Genomic DNA, 8,994 nt, shown 5'->3' on the forward strand with positions numbered 1-8,994 from the left:
CTTGGTTTGGGATGAGGTATACACGGGAAGCTCGGTTTAGTCGCGCGGAATAAAAAGTAGGTCATTATGATCGGCGTCGTCGTCGCCGAACTTGAACCGTTCTCGAAGGACCTTCAGGATGGCGGCTATGTCAGGCGTGGGAGAGTTGAGTGCCAGCCCATATGAGGGCACCGTAAGTGCCACAGTGAATTCCAATGCACCGAGGAGCCTTTCGCGCGTGAATGTTTCAGGCCCGAGTTTGGGATCAGTCTTCAGCTCTTCTCTTCGGAGCAGTTCGTTGGCGCGTTTGCGATCAGCAAGTGGGCTGCCGACAGTGAGGTGTAGTCCTTCCCAGGCATGACGTGCGTTCCCGATGATGTTGGTTATCGCCATTACCAGTTGCCAATCAAGCCACCCTTCGTCTCGTAGTTTACGGAGGACTTCGGCCGAGTCTCCGTTTGATGCTAGCCGCGGGATAGTCAGTCGTCCGATCGGCATCATCCTGGCATAGCGACGTTTGATATTTTCGATGGCCTCGTCATGGTTGTAGCGGTCGGCGATATCAGTCCTTGGGTTCAGTTCTGGTTGCTCAGAAAACGCTTTTCGTGGCACTTTCGCGCCGAGAGGACCGGGGGGAAGCGAACTCATGATGTCGTAGTCTTCGTCGCTGAGGAAATCTGCCGCCTCGTTGTAAGGACGTCCTGCAAAGAGCTTGTGCCATAGACCTGTGGCGAACGCGTCCTTTACAAGTTCAAGAAACTGGTCGCGATTGAGCAAGGAGGCATCAAGCAGAAGCAGGGATGCGTCGGTGACAAGCTCGGTCAAGGCGTGTTCTTCCTGCATACGATTGCTTAGTGCCAGATGGACAATCCAATGGCTTCCCTTCCGGTCGGGGACACGTTCCAGCCTTCCTTCATCGGATATCCTGTGATCCCCGTCTGATCTCACTTCGATGCGGACCTCGGTGGGGATCCAGACGGCGTCCGAGGAGGCGAGCTCGGCCTGGATGATCTGCATCGCAGAAATGAGCCGTTCGGCGGCGAGCGTGCTGCGGCGAGTGTTTTGACTCCGCACCGTCCAGACAGTGCCGAAGGCGGACCACCGAACATCACGTGTCGGTCCAGCGTCAGCAAACGGGCGACCAACACCTTGCTCGTCCAACTTAGTGACGAGACCCTCGACCGTCCATTCCTCATCGCCACTGATCTGATCACCGAGAGTGTCCAGCAGAGCCTCGGTGCCCATATTCCGCGCCGATAATCGCATCGCGGGTTCGTACATTGGTGCCAGCTTCTTGGCTACGTGGAGAGCGAACGCTTCACGGCGGAGTAGCTCGACAAGGTACTCGTGCCTATCGAAGTTCCCGGGGTCCTCTGCAAGGGCGTTCTGGGCGAGTAGCGTGATGCGGAAGAGCTGCGAAGCTGAGCACCAGTTGCCGGCTTTGAAGTCGTTGACCGCGGCCACGGCGATCGCCTGCGGCACAAAGCGGTGAGTGCTCGGTTGGTAGGCACTGGTTGCTGCGACGGCAGCAGCGAAAGCTTGGAGCTTCGCAGCGAAGAACAGACCGAGGCGTTCGTAGATCGACGCTGCGAGCAGCATCATCGGGATACTGTCTTCGACTGTTTCACCGTGCCACCATCCAATCTTCGCGTTGTGCACTTCTCCGAGCGCGCGGAGCAGCTGGCCCGCCTTGGCGAAGGTGATGGCACGTGCACGTGCACGTTCCGCGCGCTGGGCGTCGCCACCGACCCTTGCAACCGCTTCGTCCAGCCTGTCACGAGCCTGTTCATACTTCGGGTGGGAAGCCAAAGAGAGCGCGAGCAGATCGAACATTTCGGCTGTGGCCTCAACAGGAAATACGGGGGCCGACGGTAGCGCGTCCAACAGCGCGTTGAGTGAGGCAAAACCTCCGTCGAGGTCCCTGAGTGGGATCGCTTCTCCTCTGGCCTGAACGGTTTCACCGGCATCGTAGGCGTCCAGAACCATACGGAGGCTGTCGCGGGGATCGATCAGCCCCTCGATACGGCCTGGAAGATTCTTCGGGTATGCCGGGAAGAAGGCTAGCCGCGTATCAATTGCGAGGAGTAGAGCTCTTGCGTTTGGGTAGGGTTTGCTGCCTAGCAGCATTCGAATGTGAGCGCGAAGCGCATCGTAGTAGTGATCAAGTTCGGTCATCGCGATGTCGGTTTTGCCACGAAGGCGTGCTCCATATCCGTACTGGAGCAGAACGACTGCATCTTCAAGAAGAGGGAGATCGTCCTCGATCTCAGTGGCGCTCTTGAAGAACTCGCGAAATAACAGGTCGGCGGGCCGAAGGGTCCCGGTTCCGCGAAGGGTAGCGACGGAGATTTCATAGCGGGCACGCATCTGAACATCCCACGCCCCGTCGACAGTGAGGAACTCGCGCATCTTGGCGATCCAGTCTCCGAGGTCGGCGCGCCCCTGATCGTTAAAGGTCGAGTGACGCAATATGTCTCGCAAACTGATGAGGTCCCCCATCGTTCGCCCGGGATCTGTTCGAGCTCGCCAATAATCACGATCGCGGATATACCAGTCGGGCAGGGATTCCTCATTATCCGTTCGCTCCGGTGCCAAAGAGGACGGAAGTCTCAGGTACTGCGCCGCAATCCAGAAGAGGTCTGGATCGGACAAGTGCTCCGCCAACGCAGGACCATCGAATATCTCCAGATCAATATCGTGATCCGTCTTGGCTGCCGAGATGAGCTCGTGCCGCTTGGCAACAGGGACGGAAGCTACAGTGAAATATAGAACACGTGCGACAGGTGTTCCTTTGCCTGCGATACTGGCTAGATCCGATCGGATCTTTGCTGGTACACCAGACTTTTGGATTGTGCATGCGAGGACTACGCGCTCCGTCGAGACAGTGGACGCATACACAGATGTGCGCGGAATCTCCTCACCCAGATTGGACCAGAAAGTCTCACTGTCACGGCCTTGGTCTCCTCCGGCGCTTACCGGTCCTGTAGCCGGCAACAGGTTGATACTGATTCTGCGTCGCGCGAATGCGAAGCAGATTTGCTCGTACTCGTGGTGACCGTTCGTATCCCCCAGACGATCGAGGCTGAACAAGATCTGCTGCGCAAGCTGCGGCGGGGAATCCATCGCGATCATGCTCCTCCACCATCGAGGGCGAGAACCTGGAAGCGATCGACGGATGACATAGTTGTTTCGATCATCGTAGATGGGTGGTCTCGCTGTCCGGGCATATAAACCTTTCTGGACGGTATCTTGCCGCCGGAATCGGTTGAACTTGCACAAACTACATCCATGTAACTATTCTACGCCGCCGCACCGACGCTCCCGGGGCTCAAATCACAAGATCCTTCCAGGAGAAGTCCACCTGACCGAGCGATGCTCTCTGACGTCCGCGGATCGGTGAGCGATTTCCTCTACCCGTGTAAGTGCGATTCTCGCACGGGCCATATCGATCTTCTGCTTCACATTTGTGTCCGCAGGCTCCGCTCCGAGGGGGTGTTGGTCGTCGCTGATCTCGTGGCGATCGCGATAGGCGGTGACAGCGCGCGCGGCTTGAAGCCATGTCACCTGTCGTCTAGGTTCGGTGGGTTTGGGGCCGAGTTGAGTAGTCCAAGGTTCACGTTTTGCAATGGCCTCGTCAAGCAGTGTGGCGGCGCGCTGCTCGATGAGGTCTTGCCGCTCGGTGAGTGCCTGGCGCATCTCGGTGCTCATGGGGCCGTCGGCGGTGGGGATGAGTCCGGCGATGAGACGTGGCGGTTTGCGGGTGCGGCCTGATCCTGCGGGCCGGGCCGCGGCGCGGGCGAGGCGTGCGTGCAGGACGCTGGCGATGTCGTCGGTGTCCTCGAAGCCCCGGATGTCCACGAGACGTGGGAGGAGTTGGTCGAGGTTGTGGTGGTTGGCTTCGGTGATGCGTAGTTCGGCCGAGAGGGCGCCGTAGGCGTCGGAGGCGAGGATGTTGTCGACCTGTTCGTTGGTGAGTCCGGACTTGGCGAGGAGGGTGTGCCAGCGGTCGGCTTGGGCTTCCTGGGCGATGGTCTCGTATTCGGCGGCGAGCTGGCCGATGGAGCCCCAATGGTCCTGCTCGGCGGCGAGGGCCTGGTGGGCGGAGGGTTCGGCGCCAACGTGTTGGAGCACGCCGAACAGGACGGAACGTGCGGTGGCGTCGGGGTTGTCGCCGGGATGCGCCTGGGAGTGGTCGTCGTCGGGCCGGTCGATGGCCACGTAGGCGTGGTTCTCCTCGCGGCCTCGGGTCATGGCGACGTAGAGGTTCTCCCGGGTGGTGGTGCTGGTGACAACGACATGAGAGGTGTCGGTCGTAACCCCTTGCGCTCGGTGGGCGGTGACGGCGTAGCCCAAATCCAGATGCTCGGCCACGTATGAGGAGGGCAGGACGATGGAGCCGCCGAACCGACGCCTGGTCGGACGTACGGTGACCGATCCGTCCTCGCGGAGCCGGGTGACGGTCCACCGGTCGCCGTTCCTGACCCACGACGATCCGGAGCGGAGTCGTCGGTCGTTGCGCCGGGTGATCACCAGGTCGCCTTCGCATACGGCGTTCCCGTCGTGCAAGGGCAGTTCCCGCGTGGGGTTGACGGTGCCGTCGATGATCCGATCCGCCCGTGCCCGCTGATTCAACTCGGTGACCGCTTGCTGGGTTTCGGCCACCAGGATCGAGGCCCTGCCGGATTCTTGGTCTCTGCGCCATGCGGTGTAGGCATCATCCAGGGCCTGTTCCTCATTCGTCCCGTGGATACGCCCGTGGCTGATGAGGGTGTCGATGGCGCTGGTGTGTCCGTGGCGCAGGTCCAGCGAGCTGGTCTTCTCCCACGGATGGGTGAACCGGTGCACGTCGGTCAACTCGGGCGCATCATGGCGGGCCGTGACCAGCATCGAGAATGCGCCGCCGGCGTCCACGGATTGCAGCTGCGCCCAGTCGCCCACCAGGAGCACCTTCACACCCTGCCGCTCGGCTTGCTCGGTGATCTGGTCGAGGGTGAACGTGCCCGCCAGCGACGCCTCGTCAATGATGACCAACTGACCGGGCGCGAACGTGGCCCCCATGGTGTGATGGGTGTGCAGCCACTTGGCCGTGTTCTCCGTAGCGATCCCCAAGTCCTCGGCGAGCACCTGCGCGGCGACCGCAGATGGTGCGAGACCAACCACCGAACCGTTGCCGTGCTCTGTCTCCCATGCGCGGCGCAGCGCATTCATGGCCGTGGTCTTACCGGCACCGGCAGGACCCACGAGTACATCCACGACTAGACCCGAGAGCCCTATCGCGGTTAGAGCGGCAGCTTGATCCTCGCCAAGCAGGCGGCCTGCCCTGTCCGGCTCGCTGGTGATGGCCTCGATGGTGCCCAAGGCAATCGTGGGTGCGGTGGTCTTCTTGGCGCGTGCCAGGAGCTGGTCTTCAGCTTGAAGCAGGTGCTCGGAGGAGAACACGGTCGAAGCGTAGGGGCGGAACCGGGAAGATCCGTCCGGGCGGCGGAACTGTACGGGGCTGACCGCCAACTCCGGCGGCGTCAAACGGAGCGAGGCTTGTTCGGCGGCATCCACGACCATGCCGGTGATGACCTTGCGGTCCAAGGTCGAGGAGAACCGCAACCCCATGAGTTGTCTGCTTGCTTCGGCGTGCAGGTTCCAGCGCGTCCACGTCGAACGCTTCTCACCTACCACGCTGGTGACGACCCCACCGATCTGTTCGATCACATCGAGCGGCACGTCGTCAGCCCGTACCGTTGTAGGCAACACGTCGCTGCTGGTGAGTGCGGTTGCCCAGGTGGTCGCGTCTTGACCGAGCAATTGCGTGGCGCGTTGCCGCCACTGGGCGGTGAGGTCGGCCAGGGAGCGCACGTCCTTGTCGGGACGGGTCGCCAACGTGGCCTGCCCGCGCAGCTTGAGCACAGTGCGAGAGCTTGGTTGGTGTCCGTGCCGAGCCACGTAGGCGTCGATGAGCCGCTGCTTCTCCTCTTCAATGAACCTGGAGCGGGTGGAGAACTCGGTGATCAGCTCGTCGGGCACCCCGGTGATCTCCCAGGCGGGGTTCCGATCCCGACCCCGCTCGCGCGCCTCCCATCCGATCCCAAACGTGCGGGTCAGGTGGTCAGCGAGGACGGCGTTGTACATCTCTGAGATCGCCACCACTGCGCGGTGCATGGGACGGCCGTCCAGGGTGCGCCACTTGCCGTCCTGCACGGTCTTGACCTTGTTGCTGATGACCACGTGCGTGTGCAACTGGGGGTCGTGGCTACGGGAGTCGTAGTGGTCGAACGCGGTTGCGGCCACACCCTGTACATCGACCTGTGCAACCGCGCCGTCCGGGCCGGTTGCGCCCACGCGGGTTGCGGCAACCTCCTGCTCGACCAATTCGACCAGTTCCGCAACCGCCGCGTGATGCGCCGCCGCGATCAGGGATTGCGTGCCCGCATCCACCACCGCCCAGAGAGCCGACACACTCTTCGGAACCGAGAACGTGTAGTCGAAGCCCGCCACCGCGTGGCGTGTCCCGCGTTCCTTCTCCTCGACCTCGATCTGGGCGACCAGCTCCGCCCGATACGTGGGGTCCAAGCTCGGGCTAAGCCGCCCGATCCGCTCTTCGATGCGCTCGGCCGTACTCGCGAACTGCTGATACGCGCGGCCTAGCGGCGCACCGTTCAACGGGTCACGCCCCATGCCGATCAGGAGTTGGAGCTGCTGCTCCGAGACATGTGAGCCTGCTGTCAGGTTCCCCGCACCGAAGGCTTTAATACCGGAGCCGAGCCAGAAGCCCGGCGGATTGCCCGCCTCCGCGTAATACCGCGTCAACGGGGTCGACAGACTCCGGTCCCCATCGCCGACGGCCACCGACTTAAGCAGATACTTGTAGCCGTCGCCCGCGCTCATTACACGCATCGAAACTGTCATAGACCTACCTCCCTCATGGATGGCAGGTGGGTCAATGAGAACATTCAGTTCAAAATGAGCACGGCGCGTCTTAACATTTGTGCTGTCAGCAGTTCGATTTGACCCGTCGATGGATGCATTGCGGCCAAATAGTCAATTGAGAATGCCTAAGAACTGTATCTGAATACTCAAATAAAGAAGTCAGGAATCGCCCTGCGAGTGGCATCCTCAAGATCAGCAACTACCGTTTCCGGCCAACCAAAGTAGGAAACCGTGTAATTGAGCGCGTTGTAGAACGCTGCAAGCGCTGCACGTGCCTCATTCTCTATGGAACTAATTCCAATCTGTTGGTACGCCTTTTGGTGATTAGCATCTGGATCGTCGAGCCGCTTTCGATATTGTCGTGCTGTGTAGAGAGTTGGATGCGTCATATTTGACAGCAAACCGTAGATGCCAGAGGCCTCCTTGCTGTTGATGGTTCCGCCATACTCCTCAGTGAGCTCGTACATTTTGACGACGGATTCTCCAGGTCGAGGCAGCTTCTGCCCATGCAAGCACAAGTCTTTACTACCGAAAGGCTTCGGCGTAGTACCAGGAAACCTGGCGAGAATCCGTTGCTTGAGCGTCTTGTAATTATTGCTGGCAGTAATATAGCTCGGGTCGGATTTCCCTCGCATATATCCCGCGTTCTTCTTTGCCTCTTCCGCGCTCAAAAGCTCCTCAAGATAAGCGCGCGCAAGCCGGTTCTCTGAAGGCTCATCCGGGTCATCTCCAAGTACCCATACAGCATGAGCACAGTTCTCTATCACCGCCCTGATGAGAAGCGGTGGCGAAAATAATACTTCGCCACTCTTATAAAGACTCGCGAGCGCCCCGAGATGTCCGCTTGCCGAGAGGAGAAAAAGCTGGACAACCTCTGCAATCAGTTGATGATCAGTCTCATGCGAATCAGCAATTAGAGGATCGAGTGATGACAGTTCGGCGGCGGCCTGGTCTGCTGGAGAGCTGGGTGCTGGCGACCAGTGATAGAGATTGCTAATCTCCTGAAATGCTTCGCGGAACCTTAGCAGCAAATCGGGGACTTTCGATAGCCGTTCTGCAGCCGTAGGTGAAATAGTATACCAGTGAGTCATAGTGAAAAGGATACCTAGTCGACCTGCCTGACCAACGCCGCAAAGGCGGACCCAGTGTCAGCGCATACTGAAACCTCTTCTGCAAGACGTGTGGCAGCTCAAATGGCGGCGCTGAGAGCCGGGACGACGGCGGTGGTCGGGCGGCGGCGAGACCGGCACTCGGGCTGCCGTGAATTCCGGAGGCTTCGCTGGCGAGTCAGCGGGGTTTCGAGGCGGGTCTTGACGACGGCTCAGGGCGTGAGAGGTCGTGCACCTGACAGGTGACCAACCCGGCAGCAGCCGACGAAGAAGACTGTAGCCGAGTCGCCTAGCACTGTTCCAAACAGCCCAATCTGGGCGATATCACCGCCTTCGTCGACTTTTCCCAGCAGGATGTTTCGACCGTCTGCAAGCGCATCGTCTTTGCGCTTGACACTCGCTCCGAACTTCGGTCTCATATGAACGAATCCATGAACACCCTTCAACCCGAGCGTGTCGCTATCTAGAACGTCCGCGGCCTACTCTCCATACCCGCAACTGGACTTCCAACGGCAGGGAACCAAAATGACGAACGCAACCCCGACAACGCAAGCCCTGAAGATGCAACCTTCGCAAACGTAGACCCGACCCATGGCAATCGAATGGCTCCTGGAATTTCCTAGAGACCGGGGGGACCAACCTGGCGCACGGCGAACTGACCCGCATCCGGCAAATCACCGCTCTTGGTAATGATCTGCTCCAGCTACAGACCTTCTACTCAATTGAGTAGCTTCAATTGGTTTCTACTCCGGACGAGTGAGGCGGGCTGTGATTACTGCGCTATCCACCGGTTGAATCGAGCAGTCAATATGATCGTCATGCTGTTTTACTGACACAGGATCAACCTCTGCAATTGGGCAGTGCATGAGAATTGTGCCCAAGGGAATTGTTGTCGAGTTCACTGTGACAGAAAGTTCAGAGTAGTAGGCAATGGCGAACTTGCCTTCTGGTGCTGAGACTCCAGGATTCAGGCAAGTATGCACCG

General features: G+C 59.8%; 4 protein-coding genes. All 4 read right to left on the reverse strand.

Translation table 11 applies throughout. The annotated features are described in order from the left end of the window. Positions 1–36 precede the first annotated feature (36 nt). Positions 37–3,111 (reverse strand): hypothetical protein, encoded by a 3,075-nt coding sequence (locus tag BPSY_RS03835; RefSeq protein ID WP_033497930.1) that lies wholly within the window; start codon positions 3,109–3,111, stop codon positions 37–39. Positions 3,112–3,312: 201 nt separating this feature from the next. Then, entirely contained in the window at positions 3,313–6,879 is a 3,567-nt protein-coding gene (gene mobF / locus BPSY_RS03840) for a MobF family relaxase (protein ID WP_033497929.1), read from the reverse strand. A gap of 167 nt (positions 6,880–7,046) precedes the next feature. Next, positions 7,047–7,991, reverse strand: a complete 945-nt coding sequence (locus BPSY_RS03845; protein ID WP_033497926.1) for a hypothetical protein — start codon at positions 7,989–7,991, stop codon at positions 7,047–7,049. Positions 7,992–8,752: 761 nt separating this feature from the next. Next, the coding region (locus tag BPSY_RS11920; RefSeq protein ID WP_238556793.1) for a hypothetical protein at positions 8,753–8,994 on the reverse strand (242 nt) is incomplete at its 5' end.

The organism is Bifidobacterium psychraerophilum (assembly GCF_000741705.1).
Lineage (GTDB): Bacteria > Actinomycetota > Actinomycetes > Actinomycetales > Bifidobacteriaceae > Bombiscardovia > Bombiscardovia psychraerophila.

Bases quoted from the DNA above. Each gene is read 5' to 3' on its own strand.
- mobF (WP_033497929.1), bottom strand. From the start codon at position 6,879: ATGACAGTTTCGATGCGTGTAATGAGCGCGGGCGACGGCTACAAGTAT.
- BPSY_RS03835 (WP_033497930.1), bottom strand. From the start codon at position 3,111: ATGATCGCGATGGATTCCCCGCCGCAGCTTGCGCAGCAGATCTTGTTC.
- BPSY_RS03845 (WP_033497926.1), bottom strand. From the start codon at position 7,991: ATGACTCACTGGTATACTATTTCACCTACGGCTGCAGAACGGCTATCG.